We start from the raw sequence: 26,367 nt of genomic DNA, 5'->3' as shown, positions 1-26,367 counted from the left end.
CGGCCTCCGCCTCACGCAGGAAGCCGATGATCTGCTCTTCGGTAAAACGCTTCTTCACGTCCAATCTCCTTGTCGTTGGGGATTGGACTCCAGATCGCGGCGCTACTCAAAACCGGGGGGACGTCGCAGCGCGCGCAGCAGCTTGACCTGCACCGCCGGCGGCATGTCGCCGATCTCATCCAGGAACAGGGTCCCGCCATCGGCCAGCTTGAACTTGCCCTCACGCGCCTTGCGGTCGGCCCCCGTGTAGGCCCCTGGCGCCACGCCAAAGAATTCCGCCTCGAGCAGCGTCTCAGGCACCGCGGCGATGTTGACGCCGACAAAGGCCCTCCCGGCACGGGCGGACGCGGCGTGGATGGCATGGGCTAGCAACTCCTTGCCCGTACCCGTCTCGCCCAGCAGCAGCACGGGGGAGGAGCTCTGCGCCGCGCGCCGCGCCTGCCGCTTGACCTCCAGCGCCGCCGGGCTGCGCCCGACGAAGCTGGCGAAGGTGTACTTGCTGCGCCGTTGTCGGGCCAGCTCGCGCCGGGCCTCGTCCAGATCCTGCTGCAATCGGGCAAACTTGGCGATCAGCGGCTGCACCGTCGTCTCGGGATGGTCGAACAATACGATGCCAAGCGCCCCGATGACTGCCCCGTCCGCATCGCGCAACGGGATGCGGCTGACGACGAACGTACCCGCGCGGTTGCTCAGCAGGTCGACCAGGATGGGCTGCCCGGTCTCCAGCACGCGGTGCATTTGCGTGTTCGGCACGACCGCGGATACCGGCTGGCCGACGAAGTCCGACTCGCGCTCGAAACCCAGCGCCGGTAGAAAACGCCGGTACTGGTCGTTGATCCAGACCACACGCGCCTGACGGTCCACCAGCATCATCCCCTGCGTCGCATTGGCAAACAGCTCGAACATCGAGCGCGCCGCCAGCTCCAGGATTCTGCGGGCATCGCTGGGTAATTCAACAGATAGGGGCTGTGCAAGCATTATGCGGGTATGGTAGCGGCTGCCTGCGGCCGGCGCGTTACCATAACCAGCCATGATCCGCCCCGCCAAGTTCGATCCCGACGACCGCCCCGGCCGCATCCGCCTGGACAAATGGCTGTGGGCTGCACGGCTGTACAAGACGCGGGCGCTGGCGGCGGAGATGATCGAGCGTGGGCGCGTGCTCGTCAACGGCGCACCGGCCAAGCCCAGCCGCGAGCCGCGCGTGGGCGATGTGATCCGCGCCCGCACCGGCGACGTCGACCGCACCGTGGTGGTGCGGGCGCTGTCCGCCGTCCGCGGGCCTGCCGCTCAGGCGGCTTTGCTGTACGAGGAAACCCCCGAGTCCATCGCGGCACGCGAAGCGCACGCACAACAACGCCGGCTGGCGCCGGAGCCCGGCGCGAGCTACCCTCGCGGCCGCCCCACCAAACGCGACCGACGCGAACTGCAGCGTTGGCGCAACCAGCCGCCGGCGCCACCCGCTTGGAACGAACGCTGGCGCGCCGCCCTGGACGATTGACCCCCTGCCACCCGAGGAGACTTCATGAGCCCCCGCTACCCGCTGCCCGACCTGGCCGACGTGCCCGAAGACATCCGCGCCCGCATCCTGGAGGTGCAGGCCAAAGCCGGCTTCGTGCCCAACGTCTTTTTGATGCTGGCGCGCCGCCCGGCCGAGTGGCGCGCGTTTTTTGCCTACCACGACGCGCTGATGATGCCCGAGACGGTGGGGCGGCGCTCCAACCTGACCAAGGGCGAGCGCGAGATGATCGTCGTGGCCACCAGCGCCGCCAACCAGTGCCTGTACTGCGTGGTGGCGCACGGCGCCCTATTGCGCATCTACGAAAAAAAGCCGCTGGTGGCCGACCAGGTCGCGGTCAACTACCGCAAGGCCGACATCACGCCGCGCCAGCGCGCGATCCTCGACTTTGCGATGAAGGTGTGCCAGCGCTCGCACGCCATCGACGACGCCGACTTTGCCGCGCTGCACGCGCACGGGCTGGACGATGAAGACATCTGGGACATCGCCGCCATCACGGCGTTTTTCGGGCTGTCCAACCGCATGGCCTCGTTCAGCGGCATGGAGCCCAACCCCGAGTTTTACCTGATGGGCCGCCTGCCCAAAGGCGCCTGAAGCGCAGCGCCGCTTTAGCCGGCGGTCAGCCGCTGGCGCAGCGTGGGCGGCAACGGCACCGAGCGTTGCGCCGGGAAATCCACCCACACCACGGTGGCGCCGCCGTTGGCATACACCGTATCGCCGCCGTCGGTGCGCAGCATCTCGTGGAACATGTCAAACGAGCGCTGCCCCACCGCGCCCACGTAGCTGCGCACGACCACCTCGCCCGGGTATTCGAGCTGGCGTAAAAAGTTGCAAAACGCGTTGACGATCACCGGCCCCTCGCCCCTGGGGTTGGCCGGCATGCCCCAATCGCCCATCCACTGCAGCCGCGCGCATTCCATATAACGAAAGTACAGCGTGTTGTTGACATGGCCCATCGCGTCCATGTCGCCCCAGCGTATCGGTATCGTCATCGTATGCACCAGCCGGCGTTCGGTGGGCAGTTCCAAGCGCATCGTGTAACTCCTCGTTGGGTGCAGCGCGCTGTCGGCGCAACGACAACCATCGTACGCCAGCGGCCACTACAATGCGTCGCCAATCCGACAACCGCCTTGGGGTGCTGCGCCCACTGCGGCGGCGCCCCCGTCCCGAGGAAGACCCCAACGCCATGAAAACCCCGGCGCATCTGATCGAACAGTACGGCCCGCGCGAGGCCATGGAGTACGACGTCGTCATCGTCGGGGCCGGCCCGGCCGGGCTGGCCACGGCCATCCGCCTCAAGCAGCTGGCGGCCCAACACAACAGCGACGTCAACGTGTGCGTGCTGGAAAAAGGCGGCGAGCCGGGCGCGCACATCCTGTCCGGCGCGGTGATGGACCCGCGCGCGTTGACCGAATTGATCCCCGACTGGAAGGAGCGCGGTGCGCCGCTGAACCAACCTGTCACCGGCGACGAGGTGCTGTTCCTACAGCCCGACCGTGTGCTGCGCACGCCGTCGTGGGCCATCCCCGAATGCTTTCACAACGAGGGCAACTACGTCATCAGCCTGGGCGCGGTGACGAAGTGGCTGGCCGAGCAGGCCGAGGCGCTGGGGGTGGAGATCTTCCCCGGCTTTGCCGCCGCCGAGGTGCTGTACGACGAACACGGCCGCGTGATCGGCGTGGCCACCGGTCACATGGGCCTGGGCAAGGACGGCCAGCCCACCGAAGCGTTCCAGCTCGGCATGGAGCTACGCGCCAAGTACACCGTGTTCGCCGAGGGTGCGCGCGGCCACCTGGGCAAGGAGCTGATCGCGCGCTACCGCCTGGACGAGGGCAAAGACCCGCAGACCTACGGCATTGGCATCAAGGAGCTGTGGGAGATTCCCGCCGACAAGGCCAAGCCTGGCCTGGTGGTGCACACCGCCGGCTGGCCGCTGGACGAGCACACCTACGGCGGCGGCTTCCTGTACCACCTCGAAGGCAACAAGGTCACGCTGGGCTTCGTCGTCGGGCTCGACTACCAAAACCCTTGGCTGAGTCCGTTCGAGGAGATGCAGCGCTGGAAAACCCACCCGGCGATCCGTGCGCACCTCGAGGGCGGCAAGCGCATTGGCTACGGCGCGCGCGCCATCACCGCCGGCGGGCTGCTGAGCCTGCCCAAGACCATCTTCCCCGGCGGGGCGCTGGTCGGCTGCGACGCGGGCTACCTCAACGCCGCGCGCATCAAGGGCAGCCACGCCGCCATCAAGACCGGCATACTGTGCGCCGAGGCCGCCTTCGAGGCGTTGCAGGCCGGCCGGGCGCACGACGAGCTGACCGCCTACCCCGCCGCGTTCGAGCGCAGCTGGTTGTACGACGAGCTGCACCGCGCGCGCAACTTCAAGAGCTGGTTTAAAAAAGGCAACACCATCGGTGCGCTGATGACCGGCATCGAGCACTGGCTGCTGCCCAAGCTGGGCATCCAAAGCCCACCGTGGACCGTGCGGCGCCACACCCCGGACCACGCCCGGCTGCACGCCGCCAGCCAGGTCGAACCGATCCGCTACCCCAAGCCCGACGGGGTGCTGACGTTCGACCGCTTGAGCAGCGTGTTCCTGTCCAACACCAACCACGAAGAAAACCAGCCCGCGCACCTGACGCTGAAAGACCCCACGGTGCCGGTGGCGGTCAACCTGGCGCTGTACGGCGGCCCGGAAGGGCGCTACTGCCCCGCGGGGGTGTACGAATTTGTCGAGAAGGACGGCGCGCCGCAGCTCGTGATCAACGCGCAAAACTGCGTGCACTGCAAAACCTGCGACATCAAAGACCCCACGCAGAATATCGTCTGGGTCACCCCTGAAGGCGGCGGCGGCCCCAACTACGCCGGCATGTAAGCCACGCTGGGCAGGCACTCGGCTACAATCGCGCCATCAGGAGAGAGCCGCCGCGCGCCCTGGGTGGGCGTGGGTGGCCGCCGAAGGCGCAGGCCCGCGGGCCGAACGCTCAGGCAAAAGGACTGATGCAGCGCCCCTGCCCCGGGGCGCTTGCCTGCTGGAGAGAGGCGTGCCACCGCGACCCCGGTGCTCGCCCACCGAAGGAGCAAACGCCGACACGCCGACCCGAGGGGTGCGGCGCTGCGTGAATCTCTCAGGTAAAGCGGACAGCAGGTGGCCCGACGCTCCCTTGGAGGGCGCCGGTCGAACCACCATTGCCTGGATACCGTCATGTCCGCCGAACCGACCCCGCTGCTGCACACTCCCTTGCATGACCTGCACCTGGCGCTGGGCGCGCGCATGGTGCCCTTTGCCGGCTACGCGATGCCGGTGCAGTACCCCAAAGGCTTGTTGCACGAACACCAGCACACGCGGCGCGCGGCGGGGCTGTTCGACGTGTCGCACATGGGCCAAATCACCCTGCACGGCCCCGACGCCGCTGCCGCGCTGGAAAGCCTGATGCCGATGGACGTGCTGGGTCTGGGGCAACACCGGCAGCGCTACGGCCTGCTGCTGAACAACGACGGCGGCATCCTCGACGACCTGATGTTCGTCAACCGCGGCAGCGACCTGTACCTGGTCGTCAACGGGGCTTGCAAGCACGCCGACTTGGCGCACCTGCAAGCGCGCATCGGTCAGCGCTGCAGCGTGCAGCCGCACTTCGAGCGCGCCTTGCTGGCCTTGCAGGGCCCGCTGGCGGCGCAGGCGCTGCAGCGGCTGCTGCCCGAGGTGCATGCCCTGGTGTTCATGACCGGCATGCCGGCCCGCTGGGAAGGCGCCGACCTGTACATCACCCGCAGCGGCTACACCGGCGAAGACGGCTTCGAAATTGGCCTGCCGGCCGAGGCCGCGCGTGCCTTCGCCGAGGCGCTGCTGCGCCAGCCCGAAGTCGAACCGGTGGGCTTGGGCGCGCGCAACTCGCTGCGGCTGGAAGCCGGCCTGTGCCTGTACGGGCAGGATATCGACACCACCACCACCCCGGCCGAAGCCGCCTTGGGCTGGGCGATTCAAAAGGTGCGCCGCAGCGGCGGCGCGCGTGCGGGGGGCTTTCCTGGCGCCGAGCGGGTGCTGGCGCAGCTCGACGGCCGCGAGCCCCCGTCGCGCTTGCGCGTGGGTTTGCGGGCGTTGCAACGCGTGCCGGTGCGCGAGCCCGCCGCGCTGCACCTGCCCGGGGCCGACGCCCCCGTGGGCCACGTCACCAGCGGGCTGCTGTCGCCCACGCTCGACCAACCGATTGCAATGGGCTATGTCGCCCGTGACCACACCGCCACCGGCACCGTGCTGCATGCCATCGTGCGTGGTAAGCCGGTGCCGACGGAGGTGGTGCCGCTGCCGTTCGTCACCCCACGCTACCACCGCGGCTGAACCCTTGCCACCGTTGCCAACCTGTTGCTGGAGAACCCACGATGACCCTGCGCTACACGCCCGAACATGAATGGATCCGCGTCGACGGCGACATCGCCACCGTCGGCATCACCCACCACGCCCAGGACGCGCTGGGCGATGTGGTGTTCGTCGAGCTGCCCGAGGTGGGCAAGTCGCTGCAGCAAAAAGACGTGGCCGGCGTCGTCGAGTCGGTCAAAGCCGCGGCCGACGTCTACGCCCCGGTCAGCGGCGAAGTGGTCGAAGTCAACGAGGCGCTGCGCGCCGACCCCTCGCTGGCCAACAGCGACCCGCTCGGCGCGGGTTGGTTTTTCAAGGTGCGGCTGAGCAACCCCAGCGAGCTCGACAGCCTGCTGGACGAGGCCGCCTACCAACAAATCGCCCACTAAACAGCCCGCCCCGGGAGCCCCCGCCATGACCGCCCCCACCCCGCTGTCGGCCCTGGAGCCGGCCGGTGAATTCATCGCCCGCCACATCGGCCTGGACGATGACGACCAGGCCCGCATGCTGGCCGCCATCGGCGAAGCCAGCCTGGATGACCTCACGCGCAGCATCGTGCCACAGGCCATCGCGCGCATCGACGCCATGCAGCTGCCGGCGCCGGCCAGCGAGGCCGAGGCGCTGGCCGAGCTCAAGGCCATCGCCAGCCGCAACCGGCTGCTCAAGAGCTTCATCGGCCAGGGCTACTACGGCACCCACACGCCCGGCGTCATCCTGCGCAACATCCTGGAAAACCCCGCCTGGTACACCGCCTACACGCCGTACCAGGCCGAAATCTCGCAGGGGCGCATGGAAGCGCTGATCAACTTCCAGACCATGGTCGCGGAGCTGACCGGCATGGACATCGCCAACGCCTCGCTGCTCGACGAGGCCACCGCCGCGGCCGAAGCGATGACCCTAGCCAAACGCTCGGTCAAGGCCGGCGGCGCGGTATTCGTCGTCAGCGCCGACTGCCATCCGCAGACCATCGAGGTGGTGCGCACGCGCGCCGAACCGCTAGGGCTGCAGGTGCTGGTGACGACCAGCCGCGAGCAGTGGCTCGCCGCCCTGGCGCGCGACGACATCTTTGCCGTGCTGACGCAGTACCCCGCCACCACCGGCCGCATCGACGACTGGCGCGACGACGTGGCCACCGTGCACGCCAAGGGGGCGGCCTTCATCGTGGCCACCGATTTGCTGGCGCTGACGCTGCTGACGCCGCCGGGCGAATGGGGCGCCGACATCGTGGTCGGCAGCGCGCAACGCTTGGGCATGCCGATGGGAGCGGGCGGGCCGCACGCGGGCTTTTTGGCTTGCCGTGACGCCTTCAAGCGCTCGATGCCTGGGCGGCTGGTGGGCGTCAGCGTCGACACCCACGGCCAGCCCGCGTACCGCCTGGCGCTGCAAACGCGCGAACAGCACATTCGGCGCGAGAAGGCCACCTCCAACATCTGCACCGCGCAGGTGCTGCCGGCCGTCGTGGCCAGCATGTACGCGGTCTACCACGGACCGCAGGGGCTGCGCCGCATCGCCGAGCGCGTGGCGCGCTACACCGCCATCCTGGCCGCGGGGCTGACGCAACTGGGGCACGCCCCCGCCAACGGCACCGCGTTCGACACCCTGACGCTGTACCTCGGCCAAGGGGTGGCCGCGGCGCTGGCGCGCGCCCGCGCCGCTGGCTACAACCTGCGCGATATGGGCCACGGCAACGTGGGCATCGCGCTGGACGAAACCACCACCCGCACCGACGTGCAAGCCCTGTGGCAAGCGCTGGCGCTGCCGGGGCAAGCGCTGCCGGACTTCGACGCCCTGGCCGAGCGCGCCGAGCCGTTGCTGCCCGCCACGCTGCGGCGCACCTCGGCGTACCTCACGCACCCGGTCTTCAACACCTACCACAGCGAAACGGCCATGCTGCGCTACCTGCGCCGGCTGGCCGACAAGGACTTGGCGCTGGACCGCACGATGATCCCGCTGGGCTCGTGCACGATGAAGCTCAACGCCACCAGCGAGATGATCCCCATCACCTGGCCGGAGTTCGCCCACGTGCACCCCTTTGCGCCAGCCGACCAACTCGAAGGCTACCGGCTGCTGGACGAACAACTGCGCGCCTGGCTGTGCCAGGCCACGGGCTACGCCGCCATCAGCCTGCAGCCCAACGCCGGCTCGCAGGGCGAATACGCCGGGCTGCTGGCCATTCGCGCCTACCACGCCGCGCGCGGCCAGGCGCAGCGCGACGTGTGCCTGATCCCCACCTCGGCGCACGGCACCAACCCAGCCAGCGCCCAAATGGTCGGCTACCGTGTCGTGCCGGTGGCGTGCGACGCCCAGGGCAACGTCGACATGGCCGACCTGCGCGCCCAATGCGAGCGGCACAGCGAGCGGCTGGCCTGCGTCATGATCACCTACCCCAGCACGCACGGCGTGTTCGAAACCGAAGTCGCCGAGCTGTGCCGCATCGTGCACGCCCACGGCGGCAAGGTGTACATCGACGGCGCCAACATGAACGCGCTGGTGGGCCTGGCCGCGCCGGGCCAATTCGGCGGTGATGTCAGCCACCTGAACCTGCACAAGACGTTTTGCATTCCCCACGGTGGCGGCGGCCCCGGTGTGGGGCCGGTGTGCGTGGTGGACGACCTGGCCCCCTACCTGCCCGGGCACGCCAGCGCACACGCCGCCGGCGCCTACACGGGTGGCGCGCGCCCCGACGCTGCGGTGGGTGCGGTATCCGCCGCGCCGCTGGGCAACGCCGCGGTGTTGCCCATCAGTTGGATGTACATCCGCATGATGGGTGCGCAGGGCCTCAAGCGCGCCACGCAAACGGCGATCCTGGCGGCCAACTACATCAGCGCCTGCTTGCGCCCGCACTACCCGACGCTGTACGCCAGCGCCAACGGGCACGTGGCCCACGAGTGCATCCTGGACTGCCGCGGCTTCAAGGACAGCGCGGGGATCATGGCCGAAGACATTGCCAAGCGTCTCATCGACTATGGCTTTCACGCGCCCACGCTGTCGTTCCCGGTGCCCAACACGCTGATGGTGGAGCCCACCGAAAGCGAAAACCTGGCCGAGCTGGACCGCTTCATCGACGCGATGATCGCCATCCGCGAGGAGATCCGCGCGGTCGAGCTGGGCGTGTGGCCGCGCGACGACAACCCACTCAAAAACGCGCCCCACACGGCCGAGCACTGCCTGCAGGGCGATTGGCGCCACCCCTACCCGCGCGAGCAGGCGGCGGCCCTGCCGTTTCACCGTGCGCACGGCGGCGCGGGCAGCAAATATTGGCCGCCGGTGGGCCGGGTGGACAACGTTTACGGCGACCGCAACCTGTTTTGCAGTTGCGTCCCCGTGGCGGAGCTGGCCGAGCAGGCTTGAGGTGCGGCGCGGTCACCGGGTAGGCGGCCCCGGTCACGGCTCGCGTGGGCGCCAACCAGGCAACCGCCAACCCAAGGCCACGGCCAGCAACCGACTGCCCGTGGCCACCACCACGCCGACCAGGCTGGCCCACCCCGGCCCCACCAGCAAAGCCGTCAACCCCAGATACACGGCGCTGCCCGCCAGCGCGCACAGCGCGTAGGGACGGTGGTCGCGGTACACGTGGGGCACCTCGTTGCACAGCACGTCGCGCGCCACCCCGCCGACGCAGGCGGTTTTCAACACCCGGCATGCGCGTTAAGCTCGCATGCGTTCTGCGATCAGAAAAGAGGAAAGCGCAACATGATGCAGGCTTTTTTATCGAAACTCGTAACCTTTGGCTGTGCCATCACGCTTGCCTTCGGCACCCTGTCGGCGCATGCGGGGTTTGACGAAGGTCTGGCTGCATACGAACGCGGTGATTACGCAACCGCCCTCAAGGAGTGGCGACCACTTGCACGGCAAGGACATGCCTCCGCGCAGTACAACCTCGGGGTCATGTACGACCAAGGCCGCGGCGTGCCGCAGGATTATGCCGAGGCGGTGAAGTGGTACCGCCAAGCGGCGGCGCAGGGGCATGCCAAAGCGCAGTCCAACCTCGGGCTCATGTACGCGAAAGGCCGCGGCGTGCCGCAGGATTATGCCGAGGCGGTGAAGTGGTACCGCCAAGCGGCGGCGCAGGGGCTTGCCGCCGCGCAGTACAACCTCGGGGTCATGTACGACGAAGGCTGGGGCGTGCCGCAGGACAAGGTGCTTGCCTATGCCCTGTACAATCTCTCGGCGGCGGGCGACCCATCCAAAGACAACAAAGCACCCCGTAACCGCGAGAGCATTGCTCAGGGCATGAGCCGCGAAGCAATCCTGGCCGGGCAGGCGCTCACGCGCGAGCTGGCTAAGCCGGGGAATTTCGCCCAAGCACTCGATGCCCATCTTAAAGCAAGCCGAAGACCGCGATAAGCCCAACGCGAGCGGCATCAAAAGATCCCTATCCTCCGGGTCGGCCACCGTCAGCCGATCCACCGCAGGAGCAAGTGGCAGCCAGCGGCCCGCCATGAATCTCTCAGGTTCCAAACAGAGGGGGCGCACGCCGCACGCACGGTGCGGGCGGCGCGCTGATCCACCCGACGACCTGGAGCCTGAACCATGCAATCGATCGCCGTCATCGGCGGTGGCATCACTGGTGTCACCACGGCCTACGCGCTGGCCAAGCGCGGCTTTTCCGTCACCCTGTTCGAGCGCCACCGCTACGCCGCGATGGAGACCTCGTTCGCCAACGGGGGGCAGCTGTCCGCCTCCAACGCCGAGGTGTGGACGCACTGGTCCACGATCCTCAAGGGCCTGAAATGGATGCTCAAGAGCGACGCGCCGCTGCTGGTCAACCCCAAGCCCAGCTGGCACAAGATCAGCTGGTTCGCCGAGTTCATCGCCAGCATCCCCGACTACCGCCGCAACACCATCGAGACCGCCCGGCTGGCCATCGCCGCGCGCGAGCACCTGTTTGCCTGGGCGGATGCCGAAGGGATCGATTTCGACCTCAAGCGCCAGGGCATCCTGCACATCTACCGTGACAAACAGGGCTTCGACCACGCGGCCGAGGTCACCCGACTGCTGGCCCAGGGCGGGCTGTCACGCCGGCCCGTCACCCCGCAAGAGATGCGCGCCATCGAGCCGACGCTGGCCGGCGACTACTACGGGGGCTTTTACACCGAGAGCGACGCCACGGGCGACATCCACAAATTCACCGTCGGCCTGGCGGCGGCGGCCGAGCGGCTGAGTGTGCGCTGCCACTGGGACAGCGACGTTGTCCGGGTGCGCAGCGATGGGCGACGGGCCAGCGTCACCCTGCGCACGGCCGATGGTGAACAGATTCAAGACTTCGACGCGCTGGTGGTGTGTGCGGGGGTGGGCAGCCGCGCCATCGCCGCGCAACTGGGGGACCGGGTCAACGTCTATCCGGTCAAGGGCTACTCGATCACGGTGAACCTGCTGGACGAAGCCAGCCGCCGCTCGGCCCCCACCGTCAGCCTGCTCGACGACGAGGCCAAGCTCGTCACCAGCCGGCTGGGCGTCGATCGATTCCGCGTCGCCGGCACCGCGGAGTTCAACGGCTTCAACCGCGACATCCGCGCCGACCGCATCCGCCCACTGATCGACTGGGTCAATCGCTGCTTCCCCGGCATCAACACCCGCCAGGTGGTGCCGTGGGCCGGCCTGCGCCCGATGATGCCCGACATGATGCCCCGGGTGGGCGCGGGCCGGCAGGCCAACGTGTTCTACAACACCGGGCACGGCCACTTGGGTTGGACACTGTCCGCGGTCACCGCAGAGCTGGTCGCGGCGCAAATCAGCACCCGGCGGCGCCGGACGGTGCTGGGGCCGATGACAACGCCAGCGTCCGCGTAAGGGTGGAGGCAGGGCACGTGCATGGCCGCCCCCGCATCCGATCGGTGCCACGTCGGCGGGTGCTGCGCAAAAGACGACATCCGAGGTGGGTTGCAGCCTCAGGCGGCTGTGCGCATAATGGCCCATCATGGCCGACACCGACGCACACACCCTGTTGCCGCAGACCGAAGCGTGGTTGCGTGCCGTGCCGGGGTTGAGCTATCCGCAAGCCCTCGTGACGCAATTTCCTCGCATCGCCAACCAGTTGGCCGAGGTGCGGCACGACCCCGAAGCGCTGCGCGCCGCGTTCCATGAGCTGCTGCACGATCATCGTGGCGGCCGGCGCGGTTTTCCATTCGACGTATTGATGAACCTGATGGCCCTGCGTGAAGCCCTGGTCAAGGACGACACCCCGCCCGAAGTCGACGACGCCACCAAGTGGGTCTCGTAACTCCTAAGGTGGTCGCCGTGGTGCGGGGGGACGGTCATCCGAACGCGTAGCTGTCCATCGCCAGGTAACGGTACTGCACCTCGCGCGTGATCGCCTCAGCCTTCGAACCCGCCTGCGGCCAGCGCGCGGCCCCGAGCGCGAAAAACAACGGCATGAAGTGCTCGTCGGTGGGGTGAGCGCGCACGGCGTGCGGCGCGCGCGCACGGTAGTCCAGCAACGCGGGCAGATCGTTGGTCTGCAACGCTTGCCACACCCACGCCGAAAACGCCTGCACATAAGGCTCGGCCGGGTCGTCCAACCCCGGGCGCCCGCCAAAAAACTCCATCAGGTTGTGGGTCAGGCTTCCCGAACCCACCAGCAGCACCCCTTCCTCGCGCAGCGGGGCCAAGGCGGCCCCGATCGCGTACACGTCGGCGGGGCGCGCATCGGCCGGCAGCGCCACCTGCACCACCGGCCAGCGCGCCTGGGGCAGCACAAACCGCAACGGCGACCACACCCCGTGGTCGCGCGGGCGCTGGGGATCCTCCGCGGCGGCGATGCCGGCGTTGCGCAGCCGCTGGGCAACCGTGCGGGCCAACCCCGGGTCGCCCGGCGCCGGGTACTGCAACCGGTACAGCGCTGGCGGAAATCCGCCAAAGTCGTGCCATGTCGGTGGCATTGGGTGGCTGCCCACCGCCGCCACGGTGTCCATCCAGTGCGGCGACATCACCACCACCGCGCGCAGATCCCCTCGTGCGGCCAGCCCTGCGCCCCACTGCTGCAACGCCACCCCGGCCGCACCGGGCTGCAACGCCATCATGGGCGAACCGTGTGAAACGAACAGCGTTGGCAAACCCGTCATCCACCACCCCTTGCCGTTGAATGATGCGCCAGTGCTTGGGGATGCTGCGCCACCACAGGCGCAGCATCGCCGCCCCGTGGGGCTGGCGCATCGGACCCGCGCATGGTACGTCGCCCGGCACAGCCGAGGGTTGCACAGCGTTGAGCCCAGCATCCAAAACGGCTGCATGCAGGCGGGCACGTCAGCGTCGTGTGAGGGTGCATCGGCGACAATGTCGCCATGGACCGCTACGCCGTCATCGGCCACCCGATTGGCCACAGCAAGTCGCCACTCATCCACACCCTGTTCGCCCAGGCCACCGGCCAGGCCATGGAATACACCGCCATCGAAGCACCGCGGGACGGCTTTGCCGCCACGGTGGATGCGTTTCGGGCCGCGGGCGGCCGTGGGCTCAACGTGACGCTGCCCTTCAAGCTGCAAGCGCACGACTACGCCGACGAGGTCAGCGAGCGTGCCCGCGTGGCCGGTGCGGCCAACGCGCTGGCGTTTGACGGCGCGCACTGCCGTGCCGACAACTTCGACGGCGTGGGGCTGCTGCGTGACATCACCGTCAACCTGGCACGGCCCCTGGCGGGCCAACGCGTGCTGGTGCTGGGCGCGGGCGGTGCCGCCCGCGGCGTGCTGCAGCCCCTGCTGCAGGCCAACCCCGCCAGCTTGGTCGTGGCCAACCGCACCCCGGCCAAGGCGCACGACCTGGCCGAGCACATTGCCGCCCACGGCCTGGGGGTTGGCGTACTGCGCGGTGCGGGGCTGGACGAGCTGACCACACTGGGCGCCTTCGATGTCGTCATCAACGCCACCGCCGCCAGCCTGGACGCGCAGGCCCTGCCGCTGCCCATCGGTACCTTCGCCCCAGGCGCGCTGGCCTACGATATGGTCTATGGCCAGGGTCTGACGCCGTTTCTGCGCCAGGCCCGCGAGCAAGGCGCCACCCGGCTGGCCGATGGCGTAGGCATGCTGGTCGAGCAAGCCGCGGAGGCCTTTGCCTGGTGGCGCGGCGTGCGCCCGGACACCCGGCCCGTGATCGATCAACTGTCCGTTCCCCTGACCTGACCCCGCGCACTCCCCTTCCCCTGCACGGCACCATGAACCAGCTCGACGCCCTCAAGCGCCACACCACCGTCGTCGCCGACACCGGCGACTTTCTGCAGATCGCGCAGTACCAGCCGCGCGACGCCACCACCAACCCGTCGCTGATCCTGAAGGCCGCGCTCAAGCCCGACTACGCCCCGCTGGTGGACGAGGTGCTGGCGCGCCATCGCGACCGCCCGCTCGACGAACGCGTGGACCGGCTGCTGGTGCGCTTCGGCTGCGAGATCCTGCGCATCGTGCCGGGCCGCGTCTCCACCGAGGTGGATGCGCGCCTGAGCTTCGACGCCGCCGCCACCGTGGCGCGCGCCCGCCGCCTCATCGCGCTTTACGAGGCCGAGGGCGTGCCGCGCGCGCGCGTGCTGATCAAGATCGCCGCCACCTGGGAGGGCATCCGCGCCGCCGAGCTGCTGGAGCGCGACGGCATCCACACCAACCTCACGCTGCTGTTCAGCTTCTGCCAGGCGGTGGCCTGCGCCGACGCCGGCGTCCAGCTGATCTCGCCGTTCGTCGGCCGCATCTACGACTGGCACAAGGCGCGCGCAGGCGCGCAGTGGGACGAGGCCGCGATGGCCGGCCCGAACGACCCCGGCGTGCAGTCGGTGGCGCGCATCTGGCGCCACTACCGGCACTTTGGTATCCGCACCGAGGTGATGGGCGCCAGTTTCCGCAACACCGGCCAGATCCTGGCGCTGGCCGGCTGCGACCTGCTCACGATCAGCCCGGAGCTGCTGGCGCGCCTGGCTGCCACCCCGGGCGACGTGCCGCGCGCGCTGGACGAGGAGGAAGCCCGCCGCGCCGACCTGCCGCAGGTGCACTACCGCGCCGACGACGAGGCGGCGTTTCGCCTCGCGCTCAACGACGACGCCATGGCCACCGAGAAGCTGGCCGAAGGCATCCGCCTGTTCTGCGCCGACGCCCAGCGGCTCGATGCGCTGATCCGGTCCCGCTGACCCAACGGAGCCCCCCATGACCCTGCTGGTCGTCCACCACCTGGAGCACTCCCGCTCGCACCGCGTGCTGTGGTTGCTGGAAGAACTGGGCGTGGCCTATGAGCTGCGCACCTACCCCCGCGACGCCCGCACCCGGCTGGCGCCGCCCGAGCTGAAGGCCATCCATCCCCTGGGCAAGGCGCCCGTCATCACCCACGGCGACGTCACCGTGGCCGAATCGGGCGCGATCCTTGAATACCTGGCCGAGTCCTTTCCGCCCGCGCCGGACGGCGAACTGGGGAATCTGGTGCCGCCGCCGGGCACCGCCGCCCACCGCGACAACCGGTTCTGGATGCACTTCGCGGAAGGCTCGCTGATGAACTGGGTGGTCATGAAGCTCGTGTTCGTCAACATCCCCAAGCAGCGCATGCCGTTCTTCGCACGCCCGATCGCGCGCGAGATCAGCCGGCAGGTGCTGCAGCGTTTTGTCGACCCCAACATCGACGCCGCGCTGGGCCTGCTGGAGCAGACGCTGCGCGACCGCCCCTGGCTGACGGGCCAGCGGCTGGCCCTGGCGGATTTTCAGATGAGCTTTGCGGTGGAGGCCGCACTGGCCCTGGGCGGACCGCAGACGGCTGCACGCTTCCCCGGCGTCGCCGCCTACCGCGAGCGCTACCGTGCCCGACCCGCGTACCAGCGCGCGCTGGCCAAGGGCGGGCCGGAAATCATGGGCGTCTGACGCGGTTGCGGTAAATTTGCGGGTTTGGGAGTCCCGAACACCATGTCCAGCGACGACGCGCTGCCCCCCATTCCGCCCAAGCGCTACTTCACCATCGGCGAGGTGAGCGAGCTGTGCGGCGTCAAGCCGCATGTGCTGCGCTACTGGGAGCAGGAGTTCACCCAACTGCGCCCGATGAAGCGCCGCGGCAACCGGCGCTACTATCAGCACCACGAGGTGCTGATGATTCGCCGCATCCGGGAGCTGCTGTACGATGAAGGCTTCACCATCCAGGGCGCGCGCAACCGCCTGGCCGACTGGGCGCGCCAGCAACGCCAACAACGTCGCCCCGGCGGGGACGACACCTTGCCGCCCGCCGACCCGGACGACGACAGCGCTACAGCGGCGCTGGCCGACGGCCTGGACCGGTTGGCTGCGGCCCTGCGCCAACTGCCGGCCGAGGCACAGCTTGCGCTGCGCGCGGAGCTGCAAGCCATCCGCGACCTGGTGGCCGAAGCCGCTGCCGACCAGCCCCCGTCCGCGCGAGGCCCCGCGGTTGCCGTATAATGGAGTTCTTCGGCGTGTAGCGCAGCCTGGTAGCGCACTTGCATGGGGTGCAAGGGGTCGCGAGTTCGAATCCCGCCACGCCGACCATTCACCGCAAGGGCTTGCATGGCACACCATGACGAGCCCTTGTTTTTTGCGCCACCGCACCGAGGTCGCGCCGTCGGTCACCTCGGCCAGCGGCGGATCGTGGGCGCACCCGATAATGGCCCGACCGCAGCCTCCATGGGATGGCTGGTCAACGCGCAGTCGCTGGTGCAGGCGTTGCGCAGCGGCACACCCATCACGCTGGCCGACGGCACCGGCGCTGGCTCCACCGTGAATAACCCATCGCGCCCATTGGGCTACGGTGAGATCGCCATCGCATTGGGTCTGGCGCAACAGTCGCTGGCCGCGCAAGGCATCACATCCCCACGCCCGCCCAGCTGCAGGCAGCTTTGGTGGGTGGCTTGGTCACCCTGGACGGGCGAACCGTCAACATGACCGGCATCCTTGCCCAACGCGCTGCGGGCATGGGTTGGGGCCAAATTGCGAACGCGATGGGCACACGCTTGGGGGCTGTGGTCAGCGCGCTGCACACCCAGCGCCCCGCCGAGCCCCCCGGGCTGGCTGCCCGGCGCGACGACCACACGCCATCAACCCGTGCCCCCTGGGGCTCCTGCAGGCTCCCCCAGGGCCGACGGACGGGGTGACGGGCGCGAAGGTGGTCACACGGGTGGTGGTCGCGGCCACGGCGGCGGTGGGGGCAACGGCGGCGGCGGTGGCGCTGGCTGTCACGCGACAGGCCCACCAAGGTGCACGCCCGTCGTTCGCTGATCGAGGTCTCTTGCAGCATCTTGCCCACCGCCTGTCTCTTGGCCGGTGGGCTCAGCGCCTTACCCCGAAGGCCACCTTCAGCGCTTCGTTGTCCAGGGCCGCCTCAGCCAGCAGCTTTTTCAGCCTGGCGTTCTCCGCTTTCAGCTCGCGCAGCCGCTTCGCGTCGCGGGCCTCCATGCCGCCGAACTTGGCTCGCCACTTGTAAAACGTGGCCGTGCTGAAACCTTCCTTGCGGCATAACTGCGCCACGTTCACGCCAGCGTCAGCCTGCTTGATGAACCCGTTGATCTGCTCTTGCGTAAACCTGCTCTTGCGCATCGCGCTTCCTTTGCGTTGCGCGGATTTTGTTCGTTTGCGCTGGCACGGAATTCGGGGGGGGGCAGGGCTCTACTTCTCGGAGCGCTGGATTTCGGGGGGATTACCGTTGTACTGTTGACCGGCGACCTTGGTTGACGATGAACCGCAGCACGTAGGCCATTGATTTTGAATGATCAGGTGCTGCGGCTACCCGCAGGCCAAACGGAGAACAGAGACGGCTTGGGCCGAGAAAACGGCCGATGTCGGGCGCTCGGGCCGGGCTTCACCCGCAGCACGGATGGCCGGAACCCCGCGTGGTGCGGGGATTTCAGGCAAGAAAAAGGGCCCGGAGACTTTCCGGGCCTTGGTGATTGGTGGAGCTGGGCGGAGTCGAACCGCCGTCCGCAAGCCTTCCTCGCGCAGTTCTACATGTGTAGCCGTCTGTTTTGGGTCTCGCCCCCGGCGTCGCGCAGCGGCACGCTGCGCCTGGGGCCAGCAACCTTGGATCTCACTTCACGGCAAGTTGCCCGCCGTGAAGCCAGCCGATGAGAGTGCCCTTGCTGCCGGCAGACCTTGCGGTCCGCACGGCCCGGCCTATCGGCCGACCGGTGCAAGGCTCGCCGCGATCAGGCGGCGAGGGCGAAACGTTCGTCGTTCGCAGTTACTTGTTTGCTGCTGTTTTACGAGGTCACAGCACCTCGACATGCCCTGCTGCGAGTCTGCACCCACGTCGAAACCAGTGCAGCCCCGTGTCCGCTTAGTTTACGGCAAATCCAAAAAGTTCAAGAGTTCCAGCGGATGATCGATATGGGCGTCGGCGCCCCACCGCGCCACGGCGTTGTCCTGCCCGAGGTACCCGTAGCACGCGGCCACCGTGCGCATGCCCGCGGCGCGCCCCGCCACGATATCGCGCTCGTCGTCGCCCACGTAGATGCAGTGCGCGGGCGCCACCCCGAGGCGGCGCGCGGCCTCGTGCAACGGCGCGGGGTGCGGCTTGGCGTGCGGCGTAGTGTCGCCTCCGATGACGACGGCGGCGGCCGGCAGCGGATGCACCCGCGCGGCAATCGGCAGGGCGAAGCGTTCGATTTTGTTGGTCACCACGCCCCACGGCAGCGCCAGCGCCTGCAGGCGTTGGGCCAGCTCCAGCACCCCGTCGAACGGCGCGGTGCGCTGCAACATCACCTGCTCATACACCTGCAGGTATTCGGCTTTGGCCGCTTCGAATTCGGCGTCGTCGGGACCCAGCCCCAGGCCCACCGCCAACATGCCTCGGGCGCCGCTGCTGGCGTGAGGACGGTAGGCATCCAAGGGCAGCGGCGCCAAGCCACGGCGCTCGCGCAGCACGTTGGCGGCGTGGCCCAGATCCGGTGCACTGTCCAGCAGGGTGCCGTCGAGGTCGAACAGCACCGCTCGCACGTCGCGCCAGCGCATCAGCCCTGCCCCCGCTGGGTGGCCATCAGGTAGTTGACGCTGGTGTCACTCGCGAGCGCGTAGCGCTGGGTCAGGGGGTTGTAGGTCAAGCCCCGCAGGGCGCGCACGTCCAGCCCCGCTTGGCGCGCCCAGCCAGCCAATTCGCTGGGACGGATGAATTTGCGGTATTCGTGCGTGCCGCGCGGCAGCAGTCGCAGCACGTACTCCGCGCCGACGATGGCGAACAAAAACGCTTTGGGGTTCCGGTTGAGCGTGCTGAACATCACCCACCCGCCGGGTTTGACCAGCCGCGCGCAGGCGTTCACGATCGAGGCCGGGTCGGGCACGTGCTCCAGCATCTCCATGCAGGTCACCACATCGAACGTGCCCGGCTGTTCATCGGCCAGCGCTTCGGCGCTGACGGCGCGGTAGCGCACGTTGGCGACCTGTTGTTCGAGTGCGTGCAACTGCGCCACCTTGAGCGGCTTGTCGGCCAGGTCGATGCCCAGCACATCGCCCCCCTGGCGGGCCATCGCCTCGGCCAGGATGCCCCCGCCGCACCCCACGTCCAGCACCGCGCGGCCACGCAACGGGCCGGCCAGCGATTCAATCCAGCCCAGCCGCAGCGGGTTGATTTGATGCAGCGGGCGAAACTCGCTGTCCGGATCCCACCAACGGTGGGCCAGTTCGGAAAATTTGGCCAGTTCGGCCGCGTCGGCGTTGAGTCGGGCGTCCATGGCGGCATTATCCCTCGGCCGGCGCGGCCAACGGGGGCTAGGCTCCGCGCACGGTCACCGGGCCATGAAAGAACCCCGCCACGCAGGGCGGGGTTGTGCCATCGGCGCGGGCGCAGGCCTGCGCGGCCTGCCGCTTGCCACAGCGATCAGCGTGTGCCGACGACTTCGACTTCCACGCGACGGTTCTTGGCGCGACCTTCGCGCGTGCGGTTGTCGGCCACCGGCTGGGTTTCACCCTTGCCTTCGGTGTAGATACGGTTGGCGTCGATGCCCTTGCTGACCAGGTAGGCCTTGACGGCTTCGGCGCGGCGCACGGACAGCTTCTGGTTGTAAGCCTCAGGCCCGGTGGCGTCGGCGTGGCCTACCGCGATCACCACCTCCAGCTTGATGCCCTTGACCTTGTCGACCAGGTCGTCCAGGCGCGCCTTGCCTTCGGGCTTCAGCACAGCCTTGTCGAAGTCGAAGAACGCTTCGGCCGCGTAGGTCACCTTGGCCGGGGCGGCCGGTGCCGGGGCGGGCGCCGGAGCCGGCACGATGGCGCCGTCGCATCCCTGGGCCGCCGTGGCCGGCGTCCAGGAGCTGTTGCGCCAGCACAGCTCGTTGGTGCCGTTTTTCCAGACCAGGTCGCCGGTTCCGTTGCGCCAGTTGTCGATTGTTTGGGCGCCGGCCGCCGACGCCATGGCCGCGGTTGCAAACAGAGCTGCAATTTTCGAGAGTTTGTTCATGGTGTTCCTCTTGGCACGGGGTGAAGCGATCAAGATCGCGGATCCGCTACGCAATCGACGGACCTGTGCGGTCTTCTCTTTATTCTGCCACAGCCTCCGAGCAGGGCAACCGCACGTCGACGCTACGGTGGCACATCTCGCCTTCGCATGCGGTGCACTGTCGCTGCGACGCAACAAACAGCGCCCGGCGCCAGCCCTTTGGCGCCGCCTACAATAGCATGCAGGCGCCGTGCGTCCGGTCCACCGCGACCCCTCAGGTAACCCACCCAAGGGATGGACACCGCCCGGCAGCGTCCCCAACGGCCTCAACCCATTAGGCGGTGGCAAGCCGCCGCGGTTCCCATGACCTCACCCTTTGCCCACGAAACCCTGCCCGTCAGCCTCGAAGAGGAGATGCGCCGCAGCTACCTCGATTACGCGATGAGCGTGATCGTGGGCCGCGCGCTGCCCGACGCGCGCGATGGCCTAAAGCCCGTGCACCGGCGCGTGCTGTACGCGATGCACGAGCTGGGCAACGACTGGAACCGGCCGTACAAGAAGTCGGCGCGCATCGTCGGCGATGTCATCGGTAAGTATCACCCGCACGGCGACAGCGCGGTGTACGACACCATCGTGCGCATGGCGCAGGACTTCAGCCTGCGCCACATGCTCATCGATGGGCAGGGCAACTTCGGCTCGGTCGATGGCGACGCCGCGGCGGCCATGCGCTACACCGAAATTCGGCTGGCCAAGATCGCGCACGAGATGCTGGCCGACATCGACAAGGAAACGGTTGACTTCGGCCCCAACTACGATGGCAGCGAGCGCGAGCCGCTGGTGCTGCCGACGCGTGTGCCCAACCTGCTGGTTAACGGCTCGGCGGGCATCGCGGTGGGCATGGCCACCAACATCCCACCGCACAACCTCAACGAGGTGGTGGACGCCTGCTTGCACCTGCTGGCCCATCCCGACGCCACGGTGGACGAGCTGATGGAGATCATCCCGGCCCCCGACTTCCCCACTGCCGGCATCATCTACGGCATCCAGGGGGTGCGCGAGGGTTACCGCACGGGGCGTGGGCGCGTGGTGATGCGCGCGCGCTGCCACTTCGAAGACATCGACCGCGGGCAACGTCAGGCCATCATCGTCGACGAGATCCCCTACCAGGTCAACAAAAAGGTGCTGCTGGAGCGCATCGCCGAGCTGGTGCGCGACAAGCGCATCGAGGGCATCGCGCACATCCAGGACGAGTCCGACAAGTCCGGCATGCGCGTGGTCATCGAGCTCAAGCGCGGCGAAGTGCCGGAGGTGGTGCTCAACAACCTGTACAAGCACACCCAGCTGCAGGACACCTTTGGCATCAACATGGTGGCGCTGGTCGATGGCCAGCCCAAGCTGTGCAACCTGAAGGACCTGCTGGACATCTTCTTGCAGCACCGCCGCGAGGTGGTGACGCGGCGCACGGTGTTCGAGCTGCGCAAGGCGCGCGAACGCGGCCATGTGCTGGAGGGGCTGGCGGTGGCGCTGGCCAACATCGACGAATTCATCCGCATCATTCGCGAGTCGCCCACCCCGCCGGTGGCCAAGGCCGAGTTGATGGCGCGCCGCTGGGACAGCGCGCTGGTGCGCGAGATGCTCACCCGCGCCCGGGCCGATGGCAGCCGCGTCAACGCCGACGACTACCGCCCCGAGGGCCTGGCGCGCGCCTACGGCCTGCAGGATGACGGCTTGTACACCCTGTCCGAGACGCAGGCGCAGGAAATCCTGCAAATGCGGCTGCAGCGCCTCACGGGGCTGGAGCAAGACAAGATCGTCACCGAATACAAGGAGGTGATGGCGCACATCGACGACTTGCTCGACATCCTGGCGCGGCCCGAGCGCGTCACCGCCATCATCGCCGACGAGCTGCGCGCCATCCGCGCCGAGTTCGGCCAGACCCCGCAGGGCATGCGGCGCAGCCAGATCGAGCCCAACGCGCAGGAGCTCGACACCGAAGACCTGATCGCGCCGCAGGACATGGTGGTGACGCTGTCGCACGCCGGCTACATCAAGGCGCAGCCGCTGGCCGAGTACCGCGCGCAACGCCGCGGCGGGCGCGGCAAGCAGGCCACCGCCACCAAGGACGACGACTGGATCGACCGGCTCTTCATCGCCAACACGCACGATTGGATTCTGTGCTTCAGCAACCGCGGGCGGCTGTACTGGCTGAAGGTGTGGGAGGTGCCCTCCGGCTCGCGCGGCTCGCGCGGGCGGCCCATTGTCAACATGTTCCCGCTGGCCGACGGCGAAAAAATCACCGTCGTGCTGCCCCTCACCGGTGAGTTCCGCAGCTTCCCGGCGGACCACTACGTGTTCATGGCCACCGCGCACGGCGTGGTCAAAAAGACCCCGCTGGACGAATTCAGCAACCCGCGCAAGGCCGGCATCATCGCGGTGGACCTGGACGATGGCGACTACCTGGTGGGCGCGGCGCTGACCGACGGCCAGCACGACGTGATGCTGTTTTCCGACGCCGGCAAAGCCGTGCGCTTCGACGAAAACGACGTGCGCCCGATGGGCCGCCAGGCGCGTGGCGTCAAAGGGATGACGCTGGAAGACGGCCAGCAAGTCATTGCCATGCTGGTGGCCGAGGACGAAACCCAAAGCGTGCTGACCGCCACCGAAAACGGCTACGGCAAACGCACGCCCATCGCCGAGTACACCCGCCACGGGCGCGGCACCAAGGGCATGATCGCCATCCAGACCAGCGAGCGCAACGGCAAGGTGGTGGCCGCCACGCTGGTGCGGGCGCAGGACGAAATCATGCTGATTTCCGACCGCGGCGTGCTGGTGCGCACGCGCGTGGCCGAAATCCGCGAAATGGGTCGCGCCACCCAGGGCGTGACGCTGATCAGCCTGGACGAAGGCGATCGCCTCAGCGGCCTGCAGCGCATCGCCGACGCCGACGCGGGCGACGACACGCCCGAGGGTGCCGACACCAACGGGCAGGAGTGACCGCCATGGCGCGTCCCTACAACTTTTCGGCCGGCCCGGCGGCGATGCCCGAAGCCGTGCTGCGGCAGGCCGCGGCCGAGATGCTGGACTGGCACGGCTGCGGCATGGGCGTGATGGAGATGAGCCACCGTGGCAAGCACTTCGGCGCCATCCTGCAACAGGCGCGCGACGACCTGCGCACGCTGCTGGCCGTGCCTGAGAACTTCCACATCCTGTTTTCGCAAGGTGGGGCGCTGGCGCACAACGCCATCGTGCCCCTGAACCTGGCCGGACGGCACCCGGCGCGCGCGATGGACTTCGTCGTCACCGGCGGCTGGAGCGACAAGTCGGCCAAGGAAGCGCGCCGCTATGGCGATGTGCACATCGCGGCCAGCAGCGCCGAGCAGGGCTACACCACCATCCCCGACCCCACCTCCTGGCAGCTGCGCGAGCGCCCCGCCTACGTGCACCTGTGCGGCAACGAAACCATCCACGGCGTCGAATTCCACACCCTGCCCGATCTGGCCGCGCTGGGGTGCGAAGCGCCGCTGGTGATCGACTTCTCATCGCACGTGCTGTCGCGTCCGATCGACTGGAGCCGCGTCGGGCTGGCGTTTGGTGGGGCGCAAAAAAATATCGGCCCGGCGGGGTTGACCATCGTCATCGTGCGCGAGGACCTGCTGGGCCACGCCCTGCCCCACTGCCCCAGCGTGTTCGACTACCGCGTGCTGGCCGAGCAGGATTCGATGGCCAACACGCCCCCCACCTGGGGCATTTACGTGGCCGGGCTGGTGTTCCAGTGGGCGTTGGCGCAGCGCGAGGGCGACGCGCAGGGTTTGGCGGCGCTGGAGCTGCGCGCCCAGCGCCGCGCGCAACTGTTGTACGACGCCATCGACGGCTCGCAGCTGTACGTCAACCTGGTGCACCCGGCCCACCGCTCGCGCATGAACGTGCCGTTTTTCCTGCGCGGTGACGATGGCGAGCCGCTGCGCGACCCCAACCACCCGCGCAACGCGGCCTTCCTACGTGGGGCTGAAGCGCGCGGCCTGCTGCAGCTCAGGGGCCACAAGTCCGTCGGCGGCATGCGCGCCAGCCTCTACAACGCCATGCCGTTGGATGGGGTGCAAGCGCTCGTGGACTACATGCGCGAGTTTGAACGCCAGGCTTGAGCCCGACCATGACCACCCGCGACCAGCCCCCGACGCCCAGCGCCAGTCCGCAGTTGCTGGCGTTGCGCCAACAAATCGACGCCATCGACCAGCAACTGCTGCAGCTGCTCAACCAACGCGCGCGCATCGCCCAACAGGTGGGCGAGGTCAAGCGCGCCGAGGGGTCGCCCTTTTTCCGCCCCGACCGTGTGGCGCAGGTCATCGCCAACATCGAGGCGGCCAACCCCGGCCCCCTGCACAACCGTCACGTCGCCGCCATCTGGCGCGAAATCATGTCGGCCTGCCTGGCGCTGGAAGCCCCAATGCGGGTGGCGGTGCTGGGCCCCGAAGGCACGTTTTGCGAGCAGGCCGCCATCGAGTACTTTGGCAGCGCCGCTGAGCTGATCCACTGTCCCAGCTTCGACGAGGTGTTCCACGCCACCGCCGCCGGCACGGCGCAGTTTGGCGTGGTGGGCGTCGAAAACTCCACCGAAGGGGTGGTGGCGCGCTCGCTGGATCTGTTTTTGCGCTCGCCGGTGCACATCGTAGGCGAGGTGAGCTTGCTGGTGCGCCACAACCTGCTGCGGCAGGTACCCAGCCTGGACGGCATCGAGGTCGTCATGGCCCACCCTCAGGCGCTGGCGCAGTGCCAGGGCTGGCTCACCACCCACCTGCCGCACGCCGAGCGGCGCGCGGTGGCCAGCAACGCCGAAGGCGCCCGGCTGGCCACGCACAACCCGGCCTGGGCCGCCATCGCCAGCGAGCGCGCCGCAGCGCAGTACGCGCTGCATATCGTCGCGCACGCCATCCAGGACGAGGCCTACAACCGCACGCGCTTTGCCGTGATCTGCCTGCCGCAAACGATGGCCATGCCCGGCCCCAGCGGCCACGACTGCACCAGCATCGTCGTGTCGGTGCCCAACCGGCCCGGCGCCGTGCACGACCTGCTGCGTCCGCTCAAGGAGCACGGGGTGTCGATGACACGCTTCGAGTCGCGCCCGGCCAAATCCGGCCAGTGGGAGTACTACTTCTACATCGACATCGCCGGCCACCCGTCGCAGCCCCACGTGGCCGCCGCCCTGCAGGAGCTGCAGGGCCTGTGCGCGTTTTACAAGATGCTGGGCGCGTACCCGGTGTCGGAATCATGAGCGCCCCCGACCTCGCGCCCGTGCGGCGGTTGGCCATCATCGGCTGCGGGCTGATGGGGGGCTCGTTCGCGTTGGCGCTGCGGGCTGCCGGCGCCGTGCGGCACACAGTGGGCGTGGCACGCTCGGAGCGCGCCCGCGCGCAGGCGCTGGCGCTGGGGGTGGTGGACCAGGCGTGTGCCGACCCCGCCATGGCCGCCGCCGACGCCGACGTGGTGCTGCTGGCCGTGCCGGTGGCCGCCACCGAGGCAACACTGCGCACGCTGGCCCCCGCGCTGGCCCCCGACGCGCTGGTGATGGACGTTGGCTCGACCAAGGCCGACGTGGTGGCCGCCGCCCGCGCCGCGCTGGGGCAGCGCCTAGCGCAGTTTGTGCCGGCGCACCCCATTGCCGGCAAAGAAAAGGCCGGCGTCGAGCACGCCAGCGCAGCGCTGTACCGCGGCTGCCAGGTCGTGCTGACGCCACTGCCGGACACGCACCCCGAGCTGCTGGCGCGCGCCCAGGCGCTGTGGGCGGCCACCGGCGCGCGCGTGCGCACGATGACGCCCGAGGCGCACGACAGCGCGTTGGCGGCGGTCAGCCACCTGCCGCACCTGGTCGCTTTTGCCGCCGTGCGCGCCATTGCCGAGCAGCCGCAAGGCGCGCAGATGCTGGCGTTGGCGGGGCCCGGTTTTCGGGACTTCACCCGCATCGCAGCCAGCGACGCCACCGTGTGGCGCGACATCTTGCACGCCAACGCCACCCAGGTGCGCGCGCAGGCGCAGGCGCTGCGTGCGGCGCTGGACGCGTTCGACGCCGCGCTGGACGACCCCGCGCGGCTGCATGAGATGATCGAAGACGCCAGCCGCGTGCGCCGCGCGTGGACACCGGCCGGCGCCCCGGACAGCCCTTGACGGCCCA

The 26,367-nt window shown here is 68.8% G+C and carries 24 protein-coding genes, 1 tRNA gene, 1 other RNA gene, 2 pseudogenes and 2 riboswitches; of the genes and pseudogenes, 19 read left to right on the top strand and 9 right to left on the bottom strand.

The genetic code is table 11. The annotated features are described in order from the left end of the window. Window positions 1-123 precede the first annotated feature (123 nt). Window positions 124-978: pseudogene (locus Taqua_RS08540) on the bottom strand (sigma 54-interacting transcriptional regulator); the annotation flags it as partial. Between the two features lie 52 nt (window positions 979-1,030). On the opposite strand from Taqua_RS08540, the gene Taqua_RS08535 reads away from it, so the two are divergent. Then, entirely contained in the window at window positions 1,031-1,498 is a 468-nt protein-coding gene (locus Taqua_RS08535) for an RNA-binding S4 domain-containing protein (protein WP_144326272.1), read from the top strand. A 24-nt stretch (window positions 1,499-1,522) separates the two neighbouring features. After that, window positions 1,523-2,110 carry a peroxidase-related enzyme gene (locus tag Taqua_RS08530; RefSeq protein WP_144326271.1) on the top strand — a complete coding sequence of 196 codons (588 nt, stop codon included), beginning with the start codon at window positions 1,523-1,525 and terminating at the stop codon, window positions 2,108-2,110. 14 nt (window positions 2,111-2,124) lie between these two features. Here Taqua_RS08530 and Taqua_RS08525 read toward each other — a convergent pair whose 3' ends face one another. Continuing rightward, the gene (locus tag Taqua_RS08525; RefSeq protein WP_144326270.1) at window positions 2,125-2,550 is read right to left on the bottom strand and encodes an acyl-CoA thioesterase; all 426 of its coding nucleotides are present in this window, start codon (window positions 2,548-2,550) and stop codon (window positions 2,125-2,127) included. Window positions 2,551-2,702: 152 nt separating this feature from the next. Here Taqua_RS08525 and Taqua_RS08520 point away from each other — a divergent pair, with 152 nt between their 5' ends. The 4 genes from Taqua_RS08520 to gcvP all read left to right on the top strand — a co-directional run bounded on the left by Taqua_RS08520 (window position 2,703) and on the right by gcvP (window position 9,221). After that, entirely contained in the window at window positions 2,703-4,388 is a 1,686-nt protein-coding gene (locus Taqua_RS08520) for an electron transfer flavoprotein-ubiquinone oxidoreductase (protein WP_144326276.1), read from the top strand. Between the two features lie 27 nt (window positions 4,389-4,415). Next, a riboswitch (glycine riboswitch) is annotated at window positions 4,416-4,519 on the top strand. Between the two features lie 16 nt (window positions 4,520-4,535). Next, a riboswitch (glycine riboswitch) is annotated at window positions 4,536-4,668 on the top strand. Window positions 4,669-4,718: 50 nt separating this feature from the next. Then, window positions 4,719-5,852: a glycine cleavage system aminomethyltransferase GcvT gene (gene gcvT, locus Taqua_RS08515; RefSeq protein ID WP_144326269.1), complete on the top strand. Its 1,134-nt coding sequence runs from the start codon at window positions 4,719-4,721 to the stop codon at window positions 5,850-5,852. Between the two features lie 41 nt (window positions 5,853-5,893). Further along, the gene (gene gcvH, locus Taqua_RS08510; protein ID WP_144326268.1) at window positions 5,894-6,259 is read left to right on the top strand and encodes a glycine cleavage system protein GcvH; all 366 of its coding nucleotides are present in this window, start codon (window positions 5,894-5,896) and stop codon (window positions 6,257-6,259) included. A gap of 25 nt (window positions 6,260-6,284) precedes the next feature. Beyond that, on the top strand, window positions 6,285-9,221 hold the full coding sequence (gcvP, locus tag Taqua_RS08505) for an aminomethyl-transferring glycine dehydrogenase (protein WP_144326267.1): 2,937 nt from the start codon (window positions 6,285-6,287) through the stop codon (window positions 9,219-9,221). Between the two features lie 33 nt (window positions 9,222-9,254). Here gcvP and Taqua_RS08500 read toward each other — a convergent pair whose 3' ends face one another. Next, window positions 9,255-9,506, bottom strand: a complete 252-nt coding sequence (locus Taqua_RS08500) for a trimeric intracellular cation channel family protein (protein WP_144326266.1) — start codon at window positions 9,504-9,506, stop codon at window positions 9,255-9,257. Window positions 9,507-9,563: 57 nt separating this feature from the next. Between Taqua_RS08500 and Taqua_RS13725 the strand changes: the two genes are divergently transcribed. The 3 genes from Taqua_RS13725 to Taqua_RS08485 all read left to right on the top strand — a co-directional run bounded on the left by Taqua_RS13725 (window position 9,564) and on the right by Taqua_RS08485 (window position 12,093). Then, complete coding sequence (locus Taqua_RS13725; protein WP_281287776.1) at window positions 9,564-10,217, top strand: tetratricopeptide repeat protein; 654 nt, start codon at window positions 9,564-9,566, stop codon at window positions 10,215-10,217. 186 nt (window positions 10,218-10,403) lie between these two features. Further along, window positions 10,404-11,663, top strand: a complete 1,260-nt coding sequence (locus Taqua_RS08490; protein WP_144326265.1) for a D-amino acid dehydrogenase — start codon at window positions 10,404-10,406, stop codon at window positions 11,661-11,663. 127 nt (window positions 11,664-11,790) lie between these two features. Next, on the top strand, window positions 11,791-12,093 hold the full coding sequence (locus Taqua_RS08485) for a hypothetical protein (protein ID WP_144326264.1): 303 nt from the start codon (window positions 11,791-11,793) through the stop codon (window positions 12,091-12,093). 34 nt (window positions 12,094-12,127) lie between these two features. Here the strand turns inward: Taqua_RS08485 and Taqua_RS08480 are convergent, their stop codons facing one another. Beyond that, the gene (locus Taqua_RS08480) at window positions 12,128-12,934 is read right to left on the bottom strand and encodes a DODA-type extradiol aromatic ring-opening family dioxygenase (RefSeq protein ID WP_144326263.1); all 807 of its coding nucleotides are present in this window, start codon (window positions 12,932-12,934) and stop codon (window positions 12,128-12,130) included. Between the two features lie 219 nt (window positions 12,935-13,153). On the opposite strand from Taqua_RS08480, the gene aroE reads away from it, so the two are divergent. The 6 genes from aroE (at window position 13,154) to Taqua_RS08450 (ending at window position 16,720) form a co-directional block, all read left to right on the top strand. Continuing rightward, window positions 13,154-13,987 carry a shikimate dehydrogenase gene (gene aroE, locus Taqua_RS08475; RefSeq protein WP_144326262.1) on the top strand — a complete coding sequence of 278 codons (834 nt, stop codon included), beginning with the start codon at window positions 13,154-13,156 and terminating at the stop codon, window positions 13,985-13,987. A 32-nt stretch (window positions 13,988-14,019) separates the two neighbouring features. Continuing rightward, window positions 14,020-14,976, top strand: a complete 957-nt coding sequence (gene tal, locus Taqua_RS08470) for a transaldolase (RefSeq protein ID WP_068609018.1) — start codon at window positions 14,020-14,022, stop codon at window positions 14,974-14,976. Window positions 14,977-14,998: 22 nt separating this feature from the next. After that, window positions 14,999-15,694, top strand: coding sequence for a glutathione S-transferase family protein (locus Taqua_RS08465; RefSeq protein WP_068609858.1), 696 nt, complete (start codon window positions 14,999-15,001; stop codon window positions 15,692-15,694). Between the two features lie 42 nt (window positions 15,695-15,736). Beyond that, window positions 15,737-16,240: a MerR family transcriptional regulator gene (locus tag Taqua_RS08460; RefSeq protein WP_144326261.1), complete on the top strand. Its 504-nt coding sequence runs from the start codon at window positions 15,737-15,739 to the stop codon at window positions 16,238-16,240. Between the two features lie 10 nt (window positions 16,241-16,250). Beyond that, window positions 16,251-16,327: transfer RNA gene (locus Taqua_RS08455), tRNA-Pro, on the top strand. Window positions 16,328-16,462: 135 nt separating this feature from the next. Next, window positions 16,463-16,720, top strand: a complete 258-nt coding sequence (locus Taqua_RS08450; RefSeq protein ID WP_144326260.1) for a hypothetical protein — start codon at window positions 16,463-16,465, stop codon at window positions 16,718-16,720. A gap of 277 nt (window positions 16,721-16,997) precedes the next feature. Here the strand turns inward: Taqua_RS08450 and Taqua_RS08445 are convergent. The 5 genes and pseudogenes from Taqua_RS08445 to ompA form a co-directional block, all read right to left on the bottom strand. Continuing rightward, window positions 16,998-17,371, bottom strand: a pseudogene (locus Taqua_RS08445) (transposase); the annotation flags it as partial. 351 nt (window positions 17,372-17,722) lie between these two features. Beyond that, window positions 17,723-18,099: a transfer-messenger RNA gene (ssrA, locus tag Taqua_RS08440) on the bottom strand. Window positions 18,100-18,112: 13 nt separating this feature from the next. Beyond that, window positions 18,113-18,781 carry an HAD family hydrolase gene (locus tag Taqua_RS08435; protein ID WP_144326258.1) on the bottom strand — a complete coding sequence of 223 codons (669 nt, stop codon included), beginning with the start codon at window positions 18,779-18,781 and terminating at the stop codon, window positions 18,113-18,115. Beyond that, the gene (gene ubiG / locus Taqua_RS08430) at window positions 18,781-19,497 is read right to left on the bottom strand and encodes a bifunctional 2-polyprenyl-6-hydroxyphenol methylase/3-demethylubiquinol 3-O-methyltransferase UbiG (protein WP_144326257.1); all 717 of its coding nucleotides are present in this window, start codon (window positions 19,495-19,497) and stop codon (window positions 18,781-18,783) included. The genes Taqua_RS08435 and ubiG overlap by 1 nt, the downstream gene beginning before the upstream one ends. Before the next feature lie 146 nt (window positions 19,498-19,643). Beyond that, the gene (gene ompA, locus Taqua_RS08425; protein WP_144326256.1) at window positions 19,644-20,222 is read right to left on the bottom strand and encodes an outer membrane protein OmpA; all 579 of its coding nucleotides are present in this window, start codon (window positions 20,220-20,222) and stop codon (window positions 19,644-19,646) included. A gap of 342 nt (window positions 20,223-20,564) precedes the next feature. On the opposite strand from ompA, the gene gyrA reads away from it, so the two are divergent. Genes gyrA through Taqua_RS08405 form a run of 4 tightly spaced genes read left to right on the top strand, consistent with a single transcriptional unit; the run spans window position 20,565 to window position 26,360 of the window. Then, window positions 20,565-23,195: a DNA gyrase subunit A gene (gyrA, locus tag Taqua_RS08420; protein WP_144326255.1), complete on the top strand. Its 2,631-nt coding sequence runs from the start codon at window positions 20,565-20,567 to the stop codon at window positions 23,193-23,195. A 5-nt stretch (window positions 23,196-23,200) separates the two neighbouring features. Beyond that, complete coding sequence (gene serC, locus Taqua_RS08415; protein ID WP_144326254.1) at window positions 23,201-24,343, top strand: 3-phosphoserine/phosphohydroxythreonine transaminase; 1,143 nt, start codon at window positions 23,201-23,203, stop codon at window positions 24,341-24,343. Between the two features lie 8 nt (window positions 24,344-24,351). Then, the gene (pheA, locus tag Taqua_RS08410; RefSeq protein ID WP_144326253.1) at window positions 24,352-25,470 is read left to right on the top strand and encodes a prephenate dehydratase; all 1,119 of its coding nucleotides are present in this window, start codon (window positions 24,352-24,354) and stop codon (window positions 25,468-25,470) included. Next, the gene (locus tag Taqua_RS08405; protein WP_144326252.1) at window positions 25,467-26,360 is read left to right on the top strand and encodes a prephenate dehydrogenase; all 894 of its coding nucleotides are present in this window, start codon (window positions 25,467-25,469) and stop codon (window positions 26,358-26,360) included. Before pheA ends, Taqua_RS08405 begins: the two co-directional genes overlap by 4 nt. Window positions 26,361-26,367: the final 7 nt, after the last annotated feature.

The sequence above is a fragment of the Tepidimonas aquatica genome (assembly GCF_007556585.1).
GTDB classification, from domain to species: Bacteria; Pseudomonadota; Gammaproteobacteria; order Burkholderiales; family Burkholderiaceae_C; genus Tepidimonas; species Tepidimonas aquatica.
Note: the sequence above shows the minus strand (reverse complement) of the source record. Positions and strands in the feature narration are given on the sequence as shown.